We start from the raw sequence: 21731 nt of genomic DNA, 5'->3' as shown, positions 1-21731 counted from the left end.
TCCGCCTCCGGGCGCGGGTCACTCCGGGCGGGCCCCGCGGGCCCTGCGGGAGGCGACCACCGCGACGGCGACGGCCGCCAGGCCCACGGCGGCCAGCAGCGCCTCGGGGGCCGCGCCCAGCCGGGTGGCGAGGGTGGGGCCGTCGGCGGCGGTGAGCTCGGCGATGTGGATGTCGGCCTCGGCCTCGGGCGATCGGTAGGCGACCGTGCCGTCGGGGTTCACGACCGCGCTGATGCCGCTGGTGGACACCACCACGGCGGGGCGGCCGTGCTCGACCGCGCGCAGCCGGGTGATGGCGAGCTGCTGGTCGGACTGGCCGGTGAAGTTGTAGTTGGCGTTGTTGGTGGGGATGACGATGATCCCGCCGCCCGCGGCCACGGACTCGCGCACCGGCGCGTCGAAGGCCACGTCGAAGCAGATGCCCACGGCCAGGGTGGTGCCGCCGATCTCCACGGCGCCGGGCTCGGTGCCGGGGATCGCGTCGGAGCTGACCTGCTCCAGGCGCTGCACGAACCGGGTGAAGAAGTCGCGGTAGGGGATGTACTCGCCGAAGGGCACCAGGAAGCGCTTGTCGTAGATCTCCCCCGGCCCGGTCTCGGGGTCCCACACCACGCTGGACACGTACCGGGTGCCGTCGTCGTTGAAGCGGCTCATCCCCCACAGCAGGGGCACCCCGGCGTCGGCCGCGGCGGCGTCGATGATCTCGCGGGCGGCCGGGTCGCGGAAGGGGTCGATGTCGCTGGCGTTCTCCGGCAGCAGGACGAGGTCCAGTCCGGTGCCCTCGGCGCGGGCGGCCCCGGCCAGCTCGTGCACGCCGTCGGCGTGGTTGCGCAGGACCTGCATGCGCTCGCCCGCGATGGACATCTCCCCGACGTTGGGCACGTTGCCCTGCACCATGCCCACGGTGACGGTCTCCCCCGCCGGGGGGCGGCCGACGGCCGGGGCGACGGTGCCGCAGAGCACGACCGCCGCGGCGGCGGCCAGGGCGAGGGCCGCGGCGGGCAGGCCGGCCCGCGGGCCGCGCGCGACGACCCGCAGCAGGGCCCACAGCAGCAGGCCGCCGGTGAGGGCGACGGCGAAGGTCACCAGCGCGGAGGAGCCCAGGGCGGCGTATCCGGAGAAGGGCGTGTCGGGCTGGGCGAAGGCGAGCTTGCCCCAGGGGAAGCCGCCCAGCGGCCAGCGGGCGCGCACGGCCTCCTGGGCGACCCACAGGGCGGCGGTCCACACCGGCCAGCCCGGCAGCCGGGCGGCCAGGGCGATGCCCATGGCCATGGGCAGGTAGTAGACGGTCTCGGCGGCGGCGATGAGCAGCCACACGTCGGTGCCGAACACGTCCTGCCACCGCACCAGCGGGACCATGAGGGCGGCCCCGGACAGGACTCCCAGCCAGGCTGCGCGGCGCATCCGGGCCCCGGCGACGGCGAAGAGGAGCAGTGCGGCGCTCAGCGGCCCCAGCCACCACAGACCGTAGGGGGGCAGGGCGAGCAGTTGGGCCAGGCCCGAGCCCGCGGCGGCGAGGACGCGCCACAGGAGGTCGTACCGTCCCCAGCGGTGACCGAGGGGGAGGACGCCGGCCACTGGGCCTCTCACCGGCGCCGTGGGCGCCTGGGGGCCGGCGGCGGGGGCCCCGCCCCGCTCCGTGTGTTCGGTGACCACGTGGGGTCTCGCTTTCCGCAGGTGTGGTGAGGGTGTGCGGTCAGCATATTGGGGGGACGCGGAAAAGGCCCGAGCCACCCTTCGGACCGGCTCCGTCCCGTCGGCGGCGAGCTCGGAAGACCGTTGTCTACTGGATGTTCGGGCCTTTTCCGGGTCCAACCCCCCGCCCGGTCGCGCTACTTCCGCCCCTCACCCGATCCCGGCTGCACCTGGCGCGTGATGCAGCGTCCGATCGGACGAGTGGGGGCCGCACAACCGGTCCGTCCAGTGCTGGACTGGTCGTTAGGTTACCCAGACTCCCCAACCGGATGCCTCAACCCGGCCGCCGTGTCGTGGCGGCCCCGCAGAGTGTCCGTCGGGGAGGAAGTGGTGAACCGTCGGACAGGCTAACGCACCTGGGGCCGCCATGCCAGTTGAGCACTCCGGGTTTCAGTCTGACCGCAATCAGATCGACTCCGATCCGACTATGGACTTTTCGATCAGAATCCTGTCTGATGTGATCAGCAAAGCAGTCCGGTTCGATCAACCCGAACACGAACCGGTCCGGGTGACCCGGGTCGACGGCCACGAGACCCCTGTCACCCCCGACCCGATGCAGCGGAGCACAGACATGGCGGAGATCGTCCTCGAGGGCGTCGACAAGATCTACGGCGGCGGCGTCAAAGCCGTCGACGACCTGAACCTGCGGATCGAGGACGGCGAGTTCATGGTGCTCGTCGGCCCGTCCGGCTGCGGCAAGTCCACCGCGCTGCGCATGATCGCGGGCCTGGAGGAGATCTCCGCCGGCACCCTGGTCATCGGCGACGAGATCGTCAACGACCGCCCGCCCAAGGACCGCGACATCGCGATGGTCTTCCAGAACTACGCGCTCTACCCGCACATGACCGTCGAGCAGAACCTCGCCTTCGGCCTGAAGCTGCGCAAGGTCCCCAAGCCCGAGATCGCCCGCCGCGTGCAGGAGGCGGCCGAGATGCTGGGCCTGGAGCCCTACCTCAAGCGCAAGCCCGGCGCCCTCTCCGGCGGCCAGCGCCAGCGTGTGGCCATGGGCCGCGCCATCGTCCGCGAGCCGCAGGCCTTCCTCATGGACGAGCCGCTGTCCAACCTGGACGCCAAGCTCCGCGTCCAGATGCGCGCCTCCCTCAACCAGCTGCACGAGCGCCTGGGCGTCACCACCGTCTACGTCACCCACGACCAGATCGAGGCCATGACCCTGGGCGACCGGGTCGCGGTGCTGCGCGACGGCCGCCTCCAGCAGGTGGACACCCCCAAGCGCCTGTTCGACGCCCCGGTCAACCTGTTCGTCGCCGGGTTCATCGGCTCCCCCGCCATGAACTTCGTGGACGCCTCGCTGACCTCCGAGGGCGGCGGCGCGGTGCTGAAGTTCGCCGAGCACACCCTGCCGGTCCCCGCCTCCGTCCTGGACTCCCGCCCGAACCTGCGCGAGTACCTGGGCCGCGACATCATCCTGGGCATCCGCCCGTCGGACTTCAGCGACGCCGAGCTCGACGGCAACGGCGACCCGCGCATCCAGGTCACCGCGGACGTCACCGAGGAGCTGGGCACCGAGATCAACGTGATCTTCACGGTGGACGCCCCGCCGGTCCGCCACGAGGACGCCGCCGCCCTGGCCAAGGACGCCGCGGGCGACGACTCCGACGGCGACGCCGCGCTGCCGCTGGGCGCGAACCGCTCGTTCTTCACCGCCCGCGTGAGCCCGCGCAGCCAGGTGCGCCCGGGCAGCACGATCACGCTCGCGGTCGACGTCAGCCAGCTGCACTTCTTCGACCAGGAGACCGGCCTGGCCATCGGCCACCCGGACAACGTCTGACGCGGACTCGGACGGGGTGTCGACTCCCGAGGTGGCCGGGCGGTCCTCTCGCCACTGACGCCCGGCACCTGACACCCCTGCCCTGCGGCGCCCCGCTCCGAGCGGGGCGCCGCCCTTTCACGTGCGCCGCCCTCCTCCCGCTTCCGTCCGCACCGGTACCCCGTTCCGCGCGGATAGGGTCGGTCCGAATCCCGGGGGGCGCGGTCCGCCACCGTCCCGGCCTGCGGACCTCACCTTCTGGCAAGGCCCGTGTCACCTCCGGGTGAGCCGGTTCTTTCTTGACCGTCCGACACGGCGAGCCGAACGATGTGAGGGTGCGCAACCGAGCCCCCGGAGTCGCCCTCGTCCGCGAACCCTCGTCCGTCGTGGACACCCTGCACGGCCGCCCCGTGCCGGACCCCTACCGATGGCTGGAGTCCGCCGACGACCCGCGGACGCTGCGGTGGCTGGAGGAGCGGGCCCGCGACCACGCCCGCGAGGCCGCCGGGTGGCCGCTGCGCGACCGGCTCGCCGAGCGCATCCGCTTCCACCTGGACGCCGACCTGTGGTCGGCGCCGGTGCACCGCCCCGGGCTCGTCATGGCCACCGTGCGCCCGTCCGGGGCCGAGCACCCGCGCCTGGTCGCCTTCGACGTCCCCGCCGGCCTCCCCGCCGGGACCGCCGCGGCCGCCGCCGCGGTGCGCGCCGACCGGGCCCGGGTGGTCTACGACCCGGCGGCGGCCGACCCCAGCGGACGCACCACCCTGGACGCCTGGGAGCCGGACCCCACCGGGCGCCTGGTCGCGGTGCAGACCTCCACCGGCGGGGTCGAGCGCGGCGTCCTCCAGGTGCTGCGCACCGCCGACGGCATCCCGATCGGCCCGCCGGTGCGCGGGGTCCGCTACTCGCACGTGGCCTGGACGCCGCAGGGCCCGCCCGCGTTCTACTACGTGCGGCGCGACGACGAGGGCGGCACCCGCGGGGTGTGGCTGCGCCGGGCCGCCGACGGCACCGAGGCGTTCGTGCGGGCCTGCTCGGGGCCGGGGACCGTGCCCGGCGTGCGGGTCCTGGGCGGGCGGCTGCTGCTGTTCACCGAGAGCCACGGCACCGGGCACCGCACCGACCTGTGGCTGGCCGACCTGGAGGCCGGGCCGCCGCAGGCGCCGGACTTCCGGCCGGTCCAGGTGGGGGTGGAGGCCGAGACCGAGGCCGACCTGGGCCCGGACGGGCTGCTGTACCTGCGCACCACCCTGGACGCCCCCTGGCGGCGGATCTGCGCCGCGCACCCGGACCGGCCCGGGCCGGAGCACTGGCGCGAGGTGGTCCCCCAGCAGGAGGGCGGCACGTTGGACGCGTTCGCCCCCTGCGGCACCGCCGACGCCCCCGAGCTGCTGGTGGTGCGCACCCGGCTGGGCATCGACTCCGCCACCGTGCACGACGCCCGGACCGGGGCCCCGGCGCGCACCGTCGACCTGCCCGGCGAGGGCATGGTGAGCGGTCCGGCCGCCGCTCCCGACGGGGCCGTGTACCTGGGCTACGCCGACGTCACCGCCCAGCAGCGCGTGCTGCGCCTGGCCCCGGGCTCGGCCCGCCCGCTGCCCTGGCCCGCCGGGGCCGCCGCACCGCCGCCCGCGCCGGAGGTGGAGCGCACCGTGCTGTGGTGCCGCTCGGCCGACGGCACCCGGGTGCCCGTCACCGTCCTGACCGCGCGCGGCGCCGCCGCGAAGGCCCCGCCCCCCGGTTCCGGGGCGGGGCGGCCGGCGGAGCCGCTGCCGACGCTGCTGCACGCCTACGGCGGGTTCGGCCGTCCGCGCCGGTTCGGGTTCAGCGCGACGGTGCTGGCCTGGCTGGCCTCGGGCGGGCGCTACGCGGTGGCGCACGTGCGCGGCGGCGGCGACATCGGCCGCGAGTGGCACCTGGCCGGGGCCGGGCGCGGCAAGCCGCGCGCGGTGCAGGACCTGGTGGCGGCCGCCGACGCCCTGGTAGCCCGGGGCCTGTGCGTCCGCTCGGGGCTGTGCCTGTCCGGCGGCTCCGCCGGCGGGCTGCTGGTGCTGGCCGCCGCCGCGGCCCGGCCCGACCTGTGCTCGGCGGTGATCGCCTCGGCGCCGCTGGCCGACATGGCCCGGTTCGAGCACCTGGGCCTGGGGCGGATGTGGACCCGCGAGTTCGGGACCGTCGCCGACCCCGACGACTTCGCCGCCCTGATGTCCTACTCGCCCTACCACCGGGTCTTGGAGGGCGCGGTGCGCACGCCGGGACTGCGGTACCCGAGCGTGCTGCTCACCGGGTTCGCCGGGGACACCCGGACCGACGCCGCCCACCCGCGCAAGATGTGCGCGGCGCTGCTGGCGGCGGCCCGGCCCGAGGACGGGCGGCCACCGGCCCTGCTGCGGTACGAGCGCGACGTCGGGCACGGCCCGCGCGCGGTCGGCCGCGCGGTGGGGCTCGCCGCGGACGCGCACGCGTTCGCGGCCCACCGAACGGGGCTGTCGCCGCGCCGCCCGGCGCGGGGCCGGCCCTGGTCCTAGAGGAAACCCACACGGAAAGCGAGGTGCGGCACATGGACCCCATCGAGGTCGAGGTCGAGGAGCTGGCCGAGGTGACCTCCCGCGACATCACCGCGGGCGGCGACAGCGACGGTACCGACTCCAGTTCCGACTTCATCTGATCCCATCCGCACCCGCCCGGTCCGGCCGTGTCCGGGCCGGGCGGGCCCCTTCGCCGTTGAAAGGCGGGAACCCAGTGACCGATCCCGGCCACCTGTTCAGTGAAGGGCTGTGCGGCGCCGTGGGCCGGAAGGCCCTGACCGCGCGGCTGTCGGAGGAGTTCGTGTTCGCCGACCTGGGCGCGGACGCGGTGCGCTCCCTGGTGACGTTCGACGACCTCAACGCCCTGTTGGCGGCGTGCGCCCCCGAGCCGCCGCGGCTGCGGCTGCACAGGGACGGCTCCCCGGTCCCGGTGGACCGGTACACCGAGGTGGGGACGGCCTCCCGGGTGACGCGCCGGGTGGTGCGGCCCGAGGCGCTGTACCGGGAGCTGCGCGCCGGGGCGAGCCTGGTGCTGGACGGGCTGGACCGGATGCACCCGCCGGTGGCGGCCGCCTCCGACGACCTGATGCGGCTCGTGCGCGAGCGCGTGCAGGCCAACATGTACCTGATCTGGGGCGAGTCGCGCGGGTTCGACACCCATTGGGACGACCACGACACGGTGATCGTGCAGGTGGAGGGGACCAAGCACTGGCAGGTGCACGGCCCCGGGTCGCGCCCCCACCCGATGAAGAACGACGTGGACCACGCGCACACCCCGCCGCGGGACGCCGACGGCGAACTCCAGGTGGTGTGGGAAGGGGTGCTGCGGCCCGGGCAGGTGCTGCACGTGCCCCGGGGCTGGTGGCACACGGTGACCGGGACCGGCGACGTGAGCCTGCACCTGACGTTCGGGTTCACGCGGGCGACCGGTGTGGACTGGGCCGAGGCCCTGGTGCGGCGGCTGTTCGAGGAGGAGGCGTTCCGGCGGGACCTGCCCCGGTTCGCCGACCCGGACGTGCGGCGCAAGCACCGGCGGGAGCTGGCGGCGCGGCTGGCGGAGCTGGCCGAGGAGGCCGACCTGGACGCGTTCCTGGCCGAGCGGGACGCGCGGTTCCCGCGGCGCACGTCGTTCTCGCTGCCCTGGCCGGTGGAGGAGGGCGTGCCGGGGCCGGACGCCCGGGTGGAGTTCGTGCCGATCCTGCCGCCGCCGGCGGCCCGCGAGGGCGACCGGGTCGCCCTGTCGGTGGGCGGCCGCCGGTACACGTTCCCGGCGGAGGTCGAGGACGTGCTGGGGGTGCTGGCCGAGCGGCGGTCGCTGACGGTGGCGGAGCTGGCCGGGGCCGCGGGCACGGCGCCGGAGCGGGCCGCGCAGGTGGTGTCGGTGCTGGCCCGCCACCACCTGGTCCTCATCCGCTGAACCGCCTGACGGGGGCGGTGCCGCGCCGGGCGCGGCACCGCCCCCGTCACGTCCCGCCCGCCCGCTTGGCCCGCACGTACACCTCGATCCCGTCCAGGATGCGGCGGATGCCGAAGTCGAGTTCCTCCGCCGGGCCGCCGGAGCGCTCGTCGGCCTCCCCGGCCTCCTCTTCGAGGATGTGCTCCTCGAGCATGCGGGCGATGGTGGGGAACTGCTCGGCGGTCACCACCCTGCGCAGCCCGAGGCTGTAGTCGCGCTCGCTGTCCACCATGGTGCCCCCCGCGGCGCGGGCGGCGCGCGACATGTCCGCCTCCAGGCGCGCGGTCTCCCGGGTGACGGCCGAGAGCAGCACCAGCATCTGGAGCGCCTCACCGATGTCCAGGCCCGAGGCGACCAGCTCCCGCAGGCCCGACTCCATCCAGCGCAGGCCGTTGGGCCCGCTGGGAGGCCCGGAGATGCCGACGTACACCGACCAGGGGTGGGCGCGCGACATGTCGATGGCGCGGTGGCACCACTCCTCCAGGCCGGCGCGCCAGTCGCCGTCCTCGCGGGGGCCGGGGGGCTCGCCGTCCATGGCGGCGTCGAGCATGAGGACGAGCATGTCCTCCTTGCTGTCCACGTGCCGGTACAGGGACATCGTGGTGTAGCCGAGCTCCTTGGCCACCCGCTGCATCGAGACCGCCTCGATGCCCTCGGTGTCGGCGACGGCGACCGCCGCGCGGACCACCGCCTCCCGGCTGAGGCGGGGCTTGGGACCGCGCCGGGCGGGCGCCGTGTCCAGCCCCCAGAGCAGTTCCACATCCCGCGCCATCCGGCTCTTGCGCTCGTCCTCGGTCGTCATGGGCCACCAGTCGTCGGGGTCGTCGTTGACACCATCCTAGAACTGTGTATTACTTACACCAATAAGTGTGTCACATAAACAGTTTAGGAGGTACACCAATGTCGGCCGAACCCCCCGCCGTCCGGGCCGAGGGACTGCGCAAGGACTACGGGGAGACCCGCGCCCTGGACGGGCTCGACCTGGAGGTCTCCGCCGGCACCGTCTTCGGCCTGCTGGGCCCCAACGGGGCGGGCAAGACCACCGCCGTCCGGGTGCTCGCCACCCTGCTGCGCCCCGACGCCGGGCGCGCCGAGGTCGCCGGGCACGACGTCGTCCGCCGGGCCGACCGGGTGCGCGCCGCCATCGGCCTGACCGGCCAGTACGCCTCCGTCGACGAACTGCTCACCGGCCGGGAGAACCTCGTGATGTTCGCCCGCCTGTACGGCCTGGACCCGCGCGCCGCCCGCGAACGCGCCGAGGAGCTGCTGGAGCACTTCGACCTCACCCACGCCGCCGACCGGCGGTCGGACGGCTACTCCGGCGGCATGCGCCGCCGCCTGGACCTGGCCGTCAGCCTCATCCAGCGCCCGCGGGTGCTCTTCCTGGACGAGCCCACCACCGGCCTGGACCCGCGCAGCCGCCTGGGCGTGTGGGAGTCGGTGCGGTCCCTGGTCTCGACCGGGACCACCGTCGTGCTCACCACGCAGTACCTGGAGGAGGCCGACCGGCTCGCCGACACCGTCGCCGTCATCGACCACGGGCGCGCCATCGCCGGGGGCACGCCCGACGCCCTGCGCTCCCGCGTGGGCGGCGACCGCCTCGACGTGGTCGTGCGCGACCCCGCCGACCTGTCCGCCGTCGCGGGCCTGCTGGGGACCGCGCTGGACGCCCCGGCGACCGTGCACCGCGAGGAACAGCGCGTCAGCCTGCCCGCCCCCGACCGCCTGGCCGTCCTGACCGGGGCCGTGCGCGCCCTGGAGGGCTCGACCGCGGCCATCGCCGACATCGGGGTGCGCAGGCCGAGCCTCGACGAGGTGTTCCTGGCCCTGACCGGCCACGACGCCGACGCCGGTACCGGCCCCGGCACCGCCCGCCCCCTTCCGGCCTGAGACCCCTCTGGAGTGATCCGCGATGACCGCCGTCCTCGACACCCCGCCCGGCGCCGCCCCGGCCCGGCCCGCCGCCGCCCGCCGCGGCAAGGTCCTGTCCGACACCCTGGTCCTGACCCGGCGCAACCTCCTGCACATGGTGCGCAGCCCCTTCGAGCCGGGCATCGCCGTCGTCATGCCCGTCGTGATGGTCCTGCTGTTCGGCTTCCTCTTCGACGAGGTCATGTCCGGGCACGGGGCCGGGAGCTACCGCGAGTTCCTCGTCCCGGCGATGCTGGCGATGGTGATGGTCTACGGCGTGGCCGGGAGCGCCACCGGCACCGCCCGCGACGTCTCCCGCGAGGTGATGGGCCGCTTCCGGTCCATGCCCATGTCCCCGGTCTCGCTGCTGACCGCCCGCACCGCCGCCGACATGGTGCGCGCCTGCCTGGAGGTGGCCCTGCTGCTCCCGGTGGGCCTGCTGCTGGGCTGGCGGGCCGAGAACGGCCCGGCCGACGCCGTGCTGGCGATCGGGCTGCTGCTGTTCTTCCGCCTGTCCCTGGTCTGGCTGGGAGTCCTCATGGGCCTGGTGATGCCCGACCCCGACGCGTCGAGCATGATCGTCTACCCGCTGGCGTTCCCGCTCACCATGCTCTCGACCGCGTTCCTGCCCGCCGACGCCATGCCCTCCTGGATGGCGCCGATCGCCGAGTGGAACCCCCTGTCGGCGGTCGTCTCCGCCCTGCGCGGGCTGTTCGGCAACGCGGGCGTGCCCTCCGACTCCTGGCCCGCCGACCACGCCGGGCTCCTGGCCGTGGCGATCCCCGCGGCCCTGCTCGTCCTGTGCGTCCCGCTGTCCCTGCGCCGCTTCCGGGCGCTGAGCCGCTGAGGGTGGTGCGCGCACCACTCCTCCGCCGGGTGGGCGGCTCCCGCGCGGCGGCGGCCGCCCACCACCCGCGGCCGGGTGGGCGCACCCTCGTGCCCTCCCCCGCCCCGGACCAGACTCGTGAACACCGCATCCGCGAAGGAGAACCGACCATGGCACCCCCCGCCCCGACCGACACCGCCGCCCCGCCGGCCCGCCCGGCCCCGGCCCCCGTCCGCTGGTGGCAGCGGCCGTGGATCCTGCCGCTGGCCCTGTTCAGCCTCACGTTCCTGCTCTACTCGGTGCCGCCCTACTTCTCCCTGGACCCGGCCGACGCCCGCCTGCCCATCCCGGAGACGCCCTCCTGGTACTTCCCGATGCTGGTGACCCACATCTTCGGCGGCACCCTGCTGACCCTGCTGGTGATCCTCCAGGTGTGGCCGTGGCTGCGCGCGAAGTACCCGGCGGTGCACCGCTGGAGCGGGCGGGTCTACGTCCTGGCGGGGATCCCGCTGGTGGGGATCCCGGCACTGCTCATCTCGCCGTTCAGCGGCAGCGGCGCCAGCACCCAGATCAGCAACACGATCTGGGCGGTGCTGTGGCTGGGCTTCACCGTCCTGGGCTACGCGATGGCCCGCCGCCGCAGGTTCGCCGACCACCGCGAGTGGATGCTGCGCAGCTTCGCCCTCATCTACGGCATCGCCTTCAACCGGGTGATCATCTTCCTGCTGATGCCGATCGCCGTCCTCCAGGCGAGCCCGGAGGCCCTGGCCGGCGACCCGCGCGAGCTCGGGATGGCCATCGCCCCCGCGTCCAGCTTCCTGTCCTGGCTCGTGCCGCTGCTCTTCGTCGAGTGGTGGATCAAGTACCGCAGGCCGCGCCGGCGCCGCCGCCCGGCCGCCGCCTGACCCGCGGGGGTGCGCCCGCGGCCCCGGCGCACCCCGTTCCCGACGCCGCACGACGAACCCGAACGGAACCTTGGAACGGCGGCGACCTGCCCCTTCCCCCGTACGGGAAGGATTCCGGTCACCCCGGCGATCATTGCGGAGACCCCGATCGTTAGGGTAGCCTCACTTAACGAGGCGCAGACGTTCTATCCGTCCCCCGGTGGCCTGCGACCGCGACCCCCGGACACGACGGCTCCGCTGCGACGAAGGGCAGGTTCCCCACGGTGACTCCGGTGACCTCCGATCCGATCGAGGCCCTCCGCGACGCCTGCGCGCCCCTGCGCTTCTCGCCGCTCCCCGAGCTGCTCTCCTTCGGAGAACTGCACGGGCGCCCGGCCGGCACCGTGCAGTGGTACTCGGCCCGCGCCCTGGCGGCCGAGGGCTGGGTGCCGGTCCTGTTCGACAAGCTGCGCACCGAGCACGGGCCCGGGCACCGGCTCCCCGCCGCCACCAACTTCCTGCGGGTCACCCTGCGCGAGCCGATCTTCATGGTGTCGGCGTCGCTGTACCTGACCGGCCGCGCCCCCCTGCTCGACCCCGACGGCCTGTACCTGCCCTGGGACACCGCCGACGCCCGGTTCGGCACCCCGGTCTCGGTGGACACGCGCTTCGCGGTCCTGCCCGGCGACCCGGCCGCCGGGGCGTCCGGCACCGTGACGGCCCGCGACGCCGACGAGCAGGTCCGCCTGGCCGCCGAGGCCCTGTTCGCGACCTTCGAGCCGCTCATGGACGCCCTGCACGGGCACTCGCGGGCGGGCAAGCGTACCCTGTGGGGCTGGGTGCTCGACACCCTGCACTTCTACATGCTCAACCCGGCCCGCTACCTGGCCCGGGACGCCGAGCAGGCCTGGGACCTGGCCGAGCGCCTGGCCGACGCCGTGGTGGCGGCCGGCGCGGTCACCCGCAAGCGCCCGCGCCTGTTCCCCTTCGCCCCCGGGCACCCGCAGGGCACCTGGGCGGTGCGCGGCACCTGCTGCTTCGACTACAAGGGCGATCCCGATCACGGGTACTGCACCACCTGCCCGCTCAAGTGCGACAGGGAGCGGCAGGACTCCCTGGCGGAGTGGCTGCGCGACCCCGCGCTGGCCCCCTGACACCGCCCCCGGACGGACGGGGCGCCGCGGCGCCGCGCCGCCGGTCGGCACGGCGCCGCGGCACGACCCCCTACCCGGCCTGCGGCCGCGGCTTCCCCGCGGCCGGGGAGCGGCCGACGACCACGGCGCCGACGGCCAGCCCGGCGACCGCGAGGGCCGCCGCGACCAGGAACGGGTCCTGGGCGTGCGCGGCGGGGGCGAACCCGACGCCCACGTAGACGGCCACGCCGCCGGCCCCGCCGAGCTGGTCGGCCGCCCGCTGGACGCCGGAGGCGATCCCGGCGTCCCCCTCGGTGGTCCCGCCGACCGCGATGTACTGCAGCCCCACGAGCCCGAATCCCATCCCCGCGGCGATCAGCAGCATCGCCGGCAGCAGCCAGGCCGCCCCGGCGCCCAGGACCGCCACGAGGGCGATCACCGCCATGGCGGCCGCCGCGGCCCCGAGGCCCGCCAGCACGCACACGCGCGCCCCCCAGCGGCCCAGCAGCCGGGGCACGAGGACCGAGGCCGCGATCAGCGCCACGGCCAACGGCAGCATCGTGAGCCCGGCTCCCAGCGGGCCGATCCCCAGCCGGTCCTGCAGGTAGAACGTGAACAGCAGGAACGAGGTCGACAGCGCGCCGCTGAGCAGCATCGTCGTCAGGTTCGCCCGCACGCGGGGACCGTTGGCGAGGAGGGCCGGGGGCACCAGCGGGTCCGGCGACCGCGATTCGACCGGTACGAACCCGGCGGCGGCCAGCACCGCGCCGGCCAGTGCCGCGGCGCTCGCCCACGGGTTCGCACCGGGTTCGCCGGCCCCGACCACCGCGTAGGCGAACAGCAGCGGGCACGCGGTCAGCAGGAGCGCGCCGGGCAGGTCCGGCCGGGCCCGCTCCCGGGAGGCGGGGCGGTCGGCCGGGACGAACACGAGCGCGGCCGCGAGCACGGCCAGGATCAGGGGCACCGAGAGCAGGAAGATCCAGCGCCAGCCCAGGTGGGCGGTGATGATCCCGGAGAGGGCGAACCCGAGCACCAGCCCGCAGCTGGCGACCGCGGCCCACACGCCCAGGGCCCGCGAGCGGCGCGGCCCCTCGGGGAACATCAGCACGATGGTGGCCATCGCGGCCGGCAGCGCAACGGCCTCGCCGGCCCCCTGGGCGAGGCGCGCGGCCACCAGGACCGGGAACGAGGGGGCCAGTCCGGCCAGGAGGGACGCCGCGCCGAACAGGGCCACGCCGGCCAGCAGCGTGCGGCGGCGGCCCAGCAGGTCGCCGAGGCGGCCGCCGAGCATCAGCAGCCCGCCGCCGGTGACCGTGTAGCCGACCACCACCCATGTCAGCGAGTGGCCCCCGACGCCGAGGTCCGCGCCGATCGAGGGCAGGGCGATGTTGACCACGGTCACGTCGACCGCGATGAGGAACTGCAGCATGGCCATCGCGCACAGCACGAGCCGGGCGCGCAGGGGGGACGGGCTCCGCCCGTGGGAAGAGGGAATGCCTGAAAGCATCGAGTGCTCCGTCGCTCTGAAGCGTTTCGAGCAGCACAAAGCGCCGCTCCGGACCGGTCACGAAGCGGCTGGACGTTCCAGGTGGTGGTGTGTCGTCGTACGTCGAACGTCCCGCCGCTAGCGGGACGTCCTCGTCACTGCCGCACAAGCGGCCGAACTCGATGCGCCTGCCATGCCGGCCAGCCTAGCAGCGGCGCGCCGGGGGACCCGGCCGCGCGCCCGCGGGCCGGGGAGAGCCGGAGGCGGGCCGCCCGGGGCGGGGCGCACTGTGGCGCGGGACCGCGCCCCGCCCGGGGCGGGGCGCACCGTGGCGGGACGCGGGACCGCGCCCCGCCCGGGGCTACAGGACCGGGGCCTCGATCGGCTCGCCGTAGAACGGCTCGAACACGACGCGGTCGGCCTCCACCAGCCCCTGGACGGTGATCACCCCGGACGTGCTCTGCCCCGGGACGAGGGTGCTCGCGTCCAGCTCTCGCTCGTCCATCCCGATCCCCTCGGAGGTGCTGTGCAGCGTCCCGGAGACGTCGATGACGCTGAAGTACAGCGGGTTGACGTCCAGCGGCTCCTGGCCGTCGTTGCGCACGGACACGTCGACGCTGGTGAAGTCGCCCGACGAGTACAGCGGCCCGGGCTCGAACTCGGTGCGCCCGGCGGTCACCTCCGCGCCGCCGGCGCCCTCCTCCGACGGCGACCCGGAGTCCTCCGTCTCGGGCGCCCCCACACCGGGCGTCCCGCTCTGCGCCAGGACCAGGCCGATGGCGGTGCAGCCGCCGCCGACCAGCAGCAGGAGCAGCAGCACGCCGCAGCCGATGCCGAGGATCCTCCCCCAGGGGGTCTGCTTCTCCTGCGGCGGGCCGTACGCCTGCTGCGCGCCGTGCCCGCCGTACCCTCCGGGCCCGTACGCGGCGCCGTACCCGGCCCCGTAGGGACCGGACGGCGGCCCCTGCTCCCCGTACCCGGGCCCGGGCGCGGGCTCCCCCCGGTACGGCGGCTCCGGGTAGCTGCCCGCGCCCGCCCCGGACACGTCCGCCTCCCCGTAGCCGGGGGCGTATCCGGCGTGCTCGTACCCGGCCTGGGCGGGACCGCTGGGCCCCTCCGACAGCTCCCCGCCCACCGGCTCGGGCGGCCCGCCCGTGGGATGGTCGCCCGGCGGGTACCCGCCGGGCGGCGGTGGCGGGGGCGGCGGAGGGGACCCGGGGCCGGGGCCCTGGTCGCCCAGGGGCGGCGGCGTCCAGTTCGGTCCGGGCGGGGGCGGCAGGTGGCCGCCCTCCTCCGGCGGCCCCGGGCGCCCCCCGTGCGGCCGGTCGGGGAAGACGTGCGGGGGCTCGCCGAGCGGCTGCGGGCCGCCCTCCATCGGGTCCTCGGGGTCCCCGGGGCGCCACTCCTCCGGAGGGTGGTGGTTCACCGGGTCGCCCGGCCTCTCCTGCGGTCGCTCCTGCGGCCCTTCCTCGGGATCCCGATCGGTCACGTGAGAACACCCCTCCAGTGGCGTCGGCCCACCGAGGGCGGTGGGCGCCCCAGACCTGCACGGTAACCGCGCCGGTCCGGGGGCCGAGGAAGAAGTCGGGGCGTTTCCGGTAAAGGTCCGGAAGTTTTTCAGCGCCCGGCGCGCGCCGCCCGCAGCGCCAGCACGAACACCGGGACGGTGAACAGGGCGGCGAACAGGTTGAGGCCGCCGAAGCCCGTCTGGGACAGGACCACGCCGGACAGGCCGCCCGCGGCGGCCCCGCCCAGGTTCATCAGCAGGTCGCTGACCCCCTGGGCGCGGGGGCGCACGCCCACCTCCAGCGATCCGGCCAGCAGCGCCGTGCCCGACACCAGGCTGAGCGACCAGCCCAGCCCCAGCAGGAACAGGCCCGCGGTCACCCTGGCCTCGTCGTGTCCGGCGGTGCCCGAGACCGCCGTCGCCGCCAGCAGCACCGCCTGCCCGGCCAGCAGCACCGGGATCCGGCCCAGCCGGTCGCTGAGCCAGCCCACCAGCGGGGAGAACGCGTACATGCCCGCGATGTGCAGGGAGATGGTCAGGCCGATCACGGTCAGGGCGGCGCCGTGGTGGGACATGTGGACGGGGGTCATGGTCATGACCGCGACCATCACCGTGTGGGCGCAGACGATGCCGACCACGGCCAGCAGCGCGCCCGGGGAGGCCGCGACGATCCTCATGACCTCGCCCACCGGCAGCCTGCCCGGGGCCTTCGCCGCGGGGTCGGCCGAGGCGGCCGCGCGGGCGGCGGTGAGCAGCGGGTCGGGGCGCAGCAGCGCGAAGGTGAGCAGGGCGCCCAGGACGAACCCGGTGGTGGTGAACACCACCGGGCCCAGCAGATCGGGCAGGCCGAGCAGGGCGGCGACCCGGGCGCCGGGGGCGGTGAGGTTGGGGCCCAGTACCGAACCGACGGTGGTCGCCCACACCACGACGGACAGATCGCGTCCGCGGCTGCGGTCCGAGGCCAGGTCGACGGCGGCGTGCCGGGCCTGGAGGTTGGTGGCGGTCCCGGCCCCGACCAGGACCATGCCCAGCAGGAACAGCGGGAACAGCTCGGCGACCGCGGCGGCGATGACGACGAGGCCGCCGACCGCTCCCATCGCCCAGCCCAGCCCCAGCCCGGGGCGGCGGCCGCGGCGGGCCGCCAGCGAGGCCAGCGGCAGAGCGAACACGGCGGCGCCCAGGGTGATCATGGTGGTGGCCATGCCCGACCAGGTGTCGGAGCCGGTGAGGTCCAGGGCGATGAGCGCGCCCACGGCGATCATCGCCCCCATGCCGACGCCGCCGACCACCTGGGTGAGCATCAGCGCCGCGACGGTGCGGCGCTGGAGGCGAAGGCGCGTCTCCTCCGGCAGGGCGCCGGGAACGATATGCGTGGACACGCGACCTACTTCCGATTCGTCCGATCAACGGGGGAATCGTAACGCCGCGTTCATATCGTCCGCCATGTCATATGGCCCACCGTTCCGGACCCCTCAGCGGCGGCGGTGGCGCCAGCCCAGGTAGTCGTGTTCGCGCTCGACCTCGCGCATCGCGGAGTAGAGGTCTCCCGGGTCGACCGCGCTGACCACCACCCCCTGCGCCGGGATCACCGGCCAGCAGGCGAACGCCCAGTAACGGCGGGTGTGGACGCCCCAGAACACGACCCAGGCACCCTGCTTCTGCCACTGGATGTGCTCGGCGATCCGACGCTGCTCGGCGTCCCGCGTGTCGTCCATTCCGCCCCGGGATGTACCCGGCGCCGGGCCCGCCGACCAGTCCGGAACCGGCCATACGTCAGGGGTTTTCGGCCCTTTTCGGACACGTCGGGACACACGTTGACGCCGACCCCCGCGCCCCTCCCCCGGGGTCCGCGGCGCCCCGGCCGGCGCCCGGCCCGCGGGCGCCGGCGGGGGGCGTTCAGCGGCCGGGGACGAGCTCCGGGTCGCCGGGGACCGGCTCGGCCGGGTCGGCGCCCAGGGCGACCACCCTGTTGTCCCGGTCCACGTGCACGATGTGGGGCACGTGCCCGGCGCGCTCGGCCTCGGTCAGCTGCGCGTAGGAGATGATGATGACCAGGTCGCCGGGGCTGACCAGGCGGGCGGCCGCGCCGTTGATCCCGATGACGCCGGTGCCGCGCTCGCCGGTGATCGCGTAGGTGACGAGCCGGGCGCCGTTGTCGATGTCGACGATGTGGACCTGCTCGCCGTCGACGATGTCGGCGGCGTCCATCAGGTCGGCGTCGATGGTCACCGAGCCGACGTAGTGCAGGTCGGCCTGGGTGACGGTGGCGCGGTGGATCTTGCCGTTGATGAGGGTGCGCAGCACTGCTCGGTCCTCGTTTCAGGTGTCTTGCGGACTACAGGCTCCTCGCGGAGTCCCGTGCCCCTCCATGATGGACTCCGCCGTGACCGCTTTCGACCACGGGGTGCCCATCGCGCCCAACACCCCTTTCGGGACGGATGTTCCGCCCCCGCCGCCCCGCTCCCCGGACGGGCGCGGACGCCGGCGCGGGACGACGGTGAACAGGCGATGGTGAACAATGGGACCGCCCCGGGCTCCGTCCGGGACCCGGGGCGGTCCTGTCGTCGAAGAGAAGAAGATGCGGGTGTCGGTGAACCACAGCGGCGGCCCCGGGGCCGCCTCCGAACCGGTGCGCAGGGCCACCATGCGCGACGTCGCCGCCCTGTCCGGGGTGAGCATCAAGACCGTCTCGCGTGTCATCAACGGCGTGCCCTCGGTCTCCGAGGAGCTGCGCGACCGCGTCACCCGCGCCATCGCCCGGCTGGACTTCCAGCCCAACCTGGCGGCCAGCAGCCTGCGCCGCACCGACGGGGCCACCCGCCAGATCGCCCTGCTGCTGGAGGACGTCGCCAACCCGTTCTCGGCCACGCTGAGCCGGGCCGTGGAGGACGCGGCCCGCGAACACGGGACGCTGGTCCTGGCGGGCAGCCTGGACGAGGACCCGCAGCGCGAGAGGGAGCTGGTGCGGGCGGCCACCCTGCACCGGGTGGACGGCATCCTGCTGGTCCCGGCCGGCCCGGACCACGGCTACCTGCACCGGGAGATCCGCAACGGGACGCCGGTGGTGTTCGCCGACCGGCCCCCGCGCGGACTGGCCGCCGACGCGGTGCTGTCCGCCAACGCCGAGGGGGCGCGGCGGGCCGTGCTGCACCTGGCCGACCACGGGCACACCGAGATCGCGTTCCTGGGCGACGGGCACCGGATCAGCACCGCGGTCGAGCGACTGGCCGGGTACCGGGCGGCATTGGCCGAGCGCGGCCTGCCCGAACGGCCCGGCCGCGCGGTGTGGGACCTGTCCGACCCGCGGAGCGCCGCGGAGGCGGTGGCGGCGATGCTGGACTCCGACGACCCGCCCACGGCCCTGTTCACCGCGCAGAACCTGGTGACGATCGGCGCCATCCGGACCCTCCAGGACCGCGGCCTGCACGGCGAGGTGGCGGTGGTGGGGTTCGACGACTTCCCCATGGCCGACCTGCTGATGCCCCGGGTGACGGTGGTCGCCCAGGACGTGGCGGGCATCGGGGCGCTCGCGGTGCGCCGCCTGTTCGAGCGCATCGCGGGCGACACCTCGCCGCCCCGCGAGGAGCGGGTGCCCACCGCCCTGGTCGTCCGCGGCTCCGGCGAGATCCCCCCGGCCGCCGGGCGGCGGAGCGGGGCCGGGGGGAGCGCTCCTAGGTGAGCGAGGAGTAGGCGACCACCCCGCGGCGGACCAGGTCGGAGGCCTTGCGGGCGGTGGAGCGCACGTTCTGGTCGCCGGTGGCCCCGGCGATCTGGCCGAGCATGTCCACCAGCATCTTGGCGGTCCGCACGAAGTCGCCCGCGGTCATGTCGGACTGGCGCAGGATCGCGTCCAGCCGGTCGCCGCGCGCCCACCGGTGGGCCGTCCACACGAACCCCAGGTCGGGGCGGCGCAGGAAGCTCACCCGGTGGCGGGCCTCCACCTCGTTCAGCTCGCCCCACAGGCGCACCATCTCGGCCAGGGTGTCGTCCACCCGGCCGCCGGGCAGGCGCGGGTACGCCTCGTCGTTGCGGCGCGCCTCGTACACCAGGGACGCCGCGCAGGCGGCCAGCTCCACCGGGGAGAGGTCCTTCCACAGCCCCCGGCGCAGGCACTCGGCGACCAGCAGGTCCAGCTCCGAGTACACCTTGGCCAGGCGCGACCCGTCGTCGGAGACGTCGTCGCCGTCCAGGTACCCCAGGTCCTCCAGCACCCCGCACACGCGGTCGAAGGTGCGGGCGATGACGTGGGAGCGGCCCTCCACCCGGCGGCGCAGGGACTCGGTCTCGCGCTGGAGCCGGTGGTAGCGCTCCGCCCAGCGGGCGTGGTCCTCGCGCTCGGCGCAGCCGTGGCAGGGGTGCTCGCGCAGCGCGGCGCGCAGCCGGAGCACCTCGGAGTCCTCCCCCGCGTTGCGCGGGCCCCGCTCGTAGACGGGGTCGGTGCCCTGCTCCTTGAGCTTGTTGCGCAGGGTGGAGGCCAGGTCCTGGCGGGACCGCGGCGACTTGGCCGAGAACGACTTGGGGATGCGCATCCGCCCCGAGGCGTGCACCGGGACCGGGAAGTCCGCCGCGTTGATCCGCTTGACCTGCTTGTCCACGGTGAGCACCAGCGGCGCGGGCAGGTCGTGGCGCAGCCCCGGGTCCAGCACCACGGCGTGCCCGGTGTGGCGGCCCGCGGGGATGCGGATGATGTCGCCGGGGCGGAGCCGCTCCAGGCTCTCCAGCGCCTCCTCCCGGCGCCGCGCCGACCGGTTCTTGGACAGCATCGCCTCGCGGTCGCTCAGCTCCCGCCGCAGTCGGGCGTACTCCATGAAGTCGCCCAGGTGGCACTCCGCGGACGCGGCGTACCCCTCCAGCGCCTCCTCGTGCTTGCGCAGCTGCTTGACCAGGCCCACCACCGCCCGGTCGGCCTGGAACTGGGCGAAGGACTCCTCCAGCATCGCGCGGCTGCGCCGCCGCCCCACCTGGCCGACGAGGTTGACGGCCATGTTGTAGGAGGGCTGGAAGCTGGAGTTGAGCGGGTAGGTGCGGGTGCCCGCCAGTCCGGCGATGGTCTCGGGGTCGCTGCCCGCCTGCCAGACGACGACCGCGTGTCCCTCCACGTCGATGCCGCGCCGCCCGGCGCGCCCGGTGAGCTGCGTGTACTCGCCGGGGGTGAGCTGGACGTGGGCCTCGCCGTTCCACTTGTCGATCTTCTCGATGACCACGGTGCGGGCGGGCATGTTGATGCCCAGCGCCAGGGTCTCGGTGGCGAACACGGCGCGGATGAGCCCGCGCGAGAACAGGTGCTCGACGATCTCCTTGAACGTCGGCAGCATCCCCGCGTGGTGGGCGGCGATCCCGCACTCCAGGGCGCGCAGCCACTGGTCGAACCCCAGGACGGCCAGGTCGGCGCCGGGGATGTCGGCGCAGCGGGTCTCCGCGTACTCGCGGATGACCTCGGCCTCCTCGGGGGTGGTCAGGACCAGCCCCGCGGACAGGCACTGGCGGACGGCGTCGTCGCACCCGGCCCGGCTGAAGATGAACGTGATGGCCGGCAGCAGCCCCAGGTCGTCGAGCTCCTCGACGATCGCCGGGCGCGAGGGCGGCGCGAACCGGCTGCGCGGGCGCATGTTCCCGCGCGAGCGCGCCTGCGGGTGCCGGCGGCGGTGGGCCAGCTGGGTCAGCCGGGAGTCCTCCTCCGCGATGCGCGACAGCCGCGGGTTGATCCGCAGAGTCTGCCCGCCCACGCGGATCTCGCGGGGCTGCCAGCCGCGCTCGCGCCTGCGCTTCTTGCCGCCCTTGCGGTTCCTGCCGCGGTCCCGGTCGCCGGCCTCGGAGTCCTCGCCGTCCCCGCCGGTCCCCTCCTCCGCCTCCAGGTCCACGAACAGGTCGTGGATGCGGTCGCCCACCATGACGTGCTGCCACAGCGGGACGGGGCGCTTCTCGTCCACGATGACCGTGGTGTCGCCGCGCACCTGCTGCAGCCACTCGCCGAACTCCTCGGCGTTGGACACGGTGGCGGAGAGGGCGACCATGCGCACCGACTCGGGCAGGTGGATGATCACCTCCTCCCAGACCGCGCCGCGGAACCGGTCGGCGAGGTAGTGGACCTCGTCCATCACCACGTACGCCAGGCCGCCGAGGGTGGCCGAGCCCTCGTAGAGCATGTTGCGCAGCACCTCGGTGGTCATCACGACCACCGGGGCGTCGCCGTTGACGCTGTTGTCACCGGTCAGCAGCCCGACCCGGTCGGCGCCGTAGCGCGCGACCAGGTCGTTGAACTTCTGGTTGGACAGCGCCTTGATGGGCGTGGTGTAGAAGCACTTGGTGCCCTCGGCCAGGGCCTGGTGGACGGCGAACTCGCCGACCACCGTCTTGCCCGAGCCGGTGGGCGCGGCCACCAGCACCCCGTGGCCGTTCTCCAGGGCCTTGCAGGCCCGGACCTGGAACGGGTCGAACTCGAACCCGTACAGCCCCTGGAACGCCTCGATGGCGGGGCTGGAGGCGCCCTGGCGCCGACGGAAGGCGGCGTACCGCTCAGCGTGACTACTCATATGG

16 protein-coding genes are annotated in these 21731 nt (G+C 74.8%); 8 read left to right on the top strand and 8 right to left on the bottom strand.

All coding sequences use genetic code 11. The annotated features are described in order from the left end of the window. Window positions 1–18: 18 nt before the first annotated feature. The gene (gene lnt / locus ACFVNO_RS06180; RefSeq protein WP_355255078.1) at window positions 19–1578 is read right to left on the bottom strand and encodes an apolipoprotein N-acyltransferase; all 1560 of its coding nucleotides are present in this window, start codon (window positions 1576–1578) and stop codon (window positions 19–21) included. A 688-nt stretch (window positions 1579–2266) separates the two neighbouring features. On the opposite strand from lnt, the gene ACFVNO_RS06175 reads away from it, so the two are divergent. The 3 genes from ACFVNO_RS06175 to ACFVNO_RS06165 all read left to right on the top strand — a co-directional run bounded on the left by ACFVNO_RS06175 (window position 2267) and on the right by ACFVNO_RS06165 (window position 7408). After that, the gene (locus tag ACFVNO_RS06175; RefSeq protein WP_355255992.1) at window positions 2267–3484 is read left to right on the top strand and encodes a sn-glycerol-3-phosphate ABC transporter ATP-binding protein UgpC; all 1218 of its coding nucleotides are present in this window, start codon (window positions 2267–2269) and stop codon (window positions 3482–3484) included. 314 nt (window positions 3485–3798) lie between these two features. Then, entirely contained in the window at window positions 3799–5991 is a 2193-nt protein-coding gene (locus ACFVNO_RS06170; protein WP_355255081.1) for a prolyl oligopeptidase family serine peptidase, read from the top strand. A gap of 214 nt (window positions 5992–6205) precedes the next feature. Next, the gene (locus ACFVNO_RS06165; protein ID WP_355255084.1) at window positions 6206–7408 is read left to right on the top strand and encodes a JmjC domain-containing protein; all 1203 of its coding nucleotides are present in this window, start codon (window positions 6206–6208) and stop codon (window positions 7406–7408) included. 46 nt (window positions 7409–7454) lie between these two features. Here the strand turns inward: ACFVNO_RS06165 and ACFVNO_RS06160 are convergent, their stop codons facing one another. After that, window positions 7455–8249: a TetR/AcrR family transcriptional regulator gene (locus ACFVNO_RS06160; RefSeq protein WP_355255087.1), complete on the bottom strand. Its 795-nt coding sequence runs from the start codon at window positions 8247–8249 to the stop codon at window positions 7455–7457. Between the two features lie 98 nt (window positions 8250–8347). On the opposite strand from ACFVNO_RS06160, the gene ACFVNO_RS06155 reads away from it, so the two are divergent. The 4 genes from ACFVNO_RS06155 (at window position 8348) to ACFVNO_RS06140 (ending at window position 12222) form a co-directional block, all read left to right on the top strand. Then, on the top strand, window positions 8348–9337 hold the full coding sequence (locus ACFVNO_RS06155) for an ATP-binding cassette domain-containing protein (RefSeq protein WP_378889824.1): 990 nt from the start codon (window positions 8348–8350) through the stop codon (window positions 9335–9337). 22 nt (window positions 9338–9359) lie between these two features. Beyond that, entirely contained in the window at window positions 9360–10205 is an 846-nt protein-coding gene (locus tag ACFVNO_RS06150) for an ABC transporter permease (protein ID WP_355255093.1), read from the top strand. Window positions 10206–10354: 149 nt separating this feature from the next. Continuing rightward, window positions 10355–11089, top strand: a complete 735-nt coding sequence (locus ACFVNO_RS06145; RefSeq protein WP_355255096.1) for a DUF2306 domain-containing protein — start codon at window positions 10355–10357, stop codon at window positions 11087–11089. A 272-nt stretch (window positions 11090–11361) separates the two neighbouring features. After that, window positions 11362–12222, top strand: a complete 861-nt coding sequence (locus tag ACFVNO_RS06140; RefSeq protein ID WP_378889817.1) for a (2Fe-2S)-binding protein — start codon at window positions 11362–11364, stop codon at window positions 12220–12222. Window positions 12223–12292: 70 nt separating this feature from the next. Here ACFVNO_RS06140 and ACFVNO_RS06135 read toward each other — a convergent pair whose 3' ends face one another. From ACFVNO_RS06135 to panD, 5 genes are all read right to left on the bottom strand, one after another. Continuing rightward, complete coding sequence (locus tag ACFVNO_RS06135; protein ID WP_378889814.1) at window positions 12293–13708, bottom strand: MFS transporter; 1416 nt, start codon at window positions 13706–13708, stop codon at window positions 12293–12295. A gap of 340 nt (window positions 13709–14048) precedes the next feature. After that, window positions 14049–15176, bottom strand: a complete 1128-nt coding sequence (locus tag ACFVNO_RS06130; RefSeq protein WP_378889811.1) for a DUF4352 domain-containing protein — start codon at window positions 15174–15176, stop codon at window positions 14049–14051. Window positions 15177–15304: 128 nt separating this feature from the next. After that, complete coding sequence (locus ACFVNO_RS06125; protein ID WP_355255108.1) at window positions 15305–16573, bottom strand: MFS transporter; 1269 nt, start codon at window positions 16571–16573, stop codon at window positions 15305–15307. Between the two features lie 93 nt (window positions 16574–16666). After that, complete coding sequence (locus ACFVNO_RS06120) at window positions 16667–16909, bottom strand: hypothetical protein (protein WP_220562105.1); 243 nt, start codon at window positions 16907–16909, stop codon at window positions 16667–16669. A 181-nt stretch (window positions 16910–17090) separates the two neighbouring features. Further along, entirely contained in the window at window positions 17091–17498 is a 408-nt protein-coding gene (gene panD / locus ACFVNO_RS06115; RefSeq protein WP_220562106.1) for an aspartate 1-decarboxylase, read from the bottom strand. A gap of 280 nt (window positions 17499–17778) precedes the next feature. Between panD and ACFVNO_RS06110 the strand changes: the two genes are divergently transcribed. Continuing rightward, complete coding sequence (locus ACFVNO_RS06110) at window positions 17779–18873, top strand: LacI family DNA-binding transcriptional regulator (RefSeq protein WP_378889806.1); 1095 nt, start codon at window positions 17779–17781, stop codon at window positions 18871–18873. Here ACFVNO_RS06110 and ACFVNO_RS06105 read toward each other — a convergent pair. Continuing rightward, entirely contained in the window at window positions 18866–21727 is a 2862-nt protein-coding gene (locus tag ACFVNO_RS06105) for a DEAD/DEAH box helicase (RefSeq protein ID WP_378889803.1), read from the bottom strand. The genes ACFVNO_RS06110 and ACFVNO_RS06105 overlap by 8 nt on opposite strands. Between the last annotated feature and the right edge of the window lie 4 nt (window positions 21728–21731).

The organism is Nocardiopsis sp. NPDC057823 (assembly GCF_042797335.1).
GTDB lineage: Bacteria > Actinomycetota > Actinomycetes > Streptosporangiales > Streptosporangiaceae > Nocardiopsis > Nocardiopsis changdeensis.
Note: the sequence above shows the minus strand (reverse complement) of the source record. Positions and strands in the feature narration are given on the sequence as shown.

Coding starts and splice junctions, on each gene's coding strand:
- ACFVNO_RS06120 (WP_220562105.1), bottom strand. CDS start 16,909: ATGGACGACACGCGGGACGCCGAGCAGCGTCGGATCGCCGAGCACATC.
- ACFVNO_RS06135 (WP_378889814.1), bottom strand. CDS start 13,708: ATGCTTTCAGGCATTCCCTCTTCCCACGGGCGGAGCCCGTCCCCCCTG.
- ACFVNO_RS06150 (WP_355255093.1), top strand. CDS start 9,360: ATGACCGCCGTCCTCGACACCCCGCCCGGCGCCGCCCCGGCCCGGCCC.
- ACFVNO_RS06145 (WP_355255096.1), top strand. CDS start 10,355: ATGGCACCCCCCGCCCCGACCGACACCGCCGCCCCGCCGGCCCGCCCG.
- ACFVNO_RS06160 (WP_355255087.1), bottom strand. CDS start 8,249: ATGACGACCGAGGACGAGCGCAAGAGCCGGATGGCGCGGGATGTGGAA.
- ACFVNO_RS06175 (WP_355255992.1), top strand. CDS start 2,267: ATGGCGGAGATCGTCCTCGAGGGCGTCGACAAGATCTACGGCGGCGGC.
- ACFVNO_RS06105 (WP_378889803.1), bottom strand. CDS start 21,727: ATGAGTAGTCACGCTGAGCGGTACGCCGCCTTCCGTCGGCGCCAGGGC.
- ACFVNO_RS06155 (WP_378889824.1), top strand. CDS start 8,348: ATGTCGGCCGAACCCCCCGCCGTCCGGGCCGAGGGACTGCGCAAGGAC.